Annotated in this window: 1 protein-coding gene; it reads left to right on the forward strand. The window is 37.5% G+C overall.

Features of this window, described 5'->3' with window-relative positions; translation table 11 throughout:
* The coding region (gene mobQ, locus BLP58_RS11735) for a MobQ family relaxase (protein ID WP_143000360.1) at positions 1-1,062 on the forward strand (1,062 nt) is incomplete at both ends.

Here is a 1,062-nt window from a genome sequence, read left to right on the forward strand (position 1 = left end):
ATTATTTGATAATCAAGAAGGCCGCCACTATTTTTATGCCCGCTCGGTTATGCCAGAAAGCTTTATTTTAACCCCAAAAAACGCACCAGAATGGGCCAGTAATCGAGAAGAATTATGGAATGAAGTTGAAAAGAAAGATCGTAAATCAAACTCACGGTATGCAAAAGAGTTTAACGTGGCTTTACCAATTGAGTTAAGTGTAGATGAACAAAAAACATTATTAACTAAATACGTGCAAGAAAACTTTGTTGATGAGGGCATGGTAGCCGACGTGGCAATTCATCGCGACCACCCAGATAATCCGCACGCTCATGTGATGTTAACCAATCGCCCATTTAACCCCGATGGTACTTGGGGACAGAAAACAAAAACCGAATACATTTTAGATAGTCATGGTAATAAAACTAAGACCCCTGCAGGGAATGTGAGAAACCGAAAAATTTGGTTGGTTGATTGGGATAAAAAAGAAAAAATAACTGAATGGCGGCACAATTGGGCGGTTAGTGTAAATCAAGTTTTAGAGCAAAAAAATATTCCCGATCGGATCAGCGAAAAATCCTTTGAAAATCAAGGAATAGATGAAGTTCCAACTCAACATGAGGGAATCAATAGTAAGCGGCATGAAAGAAAAGGATTTAACCAACAAGTTAAGGACTATCGCAAGGCCAAAGCTGGCTATAAAAATATGCAGGAGAAAGTAGTTAATCGAGGTCATTTAGATAGCCTAAGTAAACACTTCTCGTTTAATGAAAAACGGGTAGTTAAAGAGTTAAGCCATGAACTGAAAACTTATATCAGTTTGGAGAACTTAGATGATAAGCGGCGCATGCTATTTAATTGGAAAAACAGCACCTTAATTAAACATGCGGTTGGTGAAGATGTGACTAAACAATTATTGACGATTAACCAACAAGAAAGTTCACTAAAAAAAGCAGATGAACTCTTAAATAAAGTGGTTGATCGCACGACGAAAAAACTTTATCCAGAGCTTAATTTTGAACAGACCACGCAAGCTGAAAGACGAGAATTAATTAAGGAAACCGATAGCGAACAAACAGTTTT

The organism is Lactobacillus kefiranofaciens, from assembly GCF_900103655.1.
Taxonomy (GTDB): domain Bacteria; phylum Bacillota; class Bacilli; order Lactobacillales; family Lactobacillaceae; genus Lactobacillus; species Lactobacillus kefiranofaciens.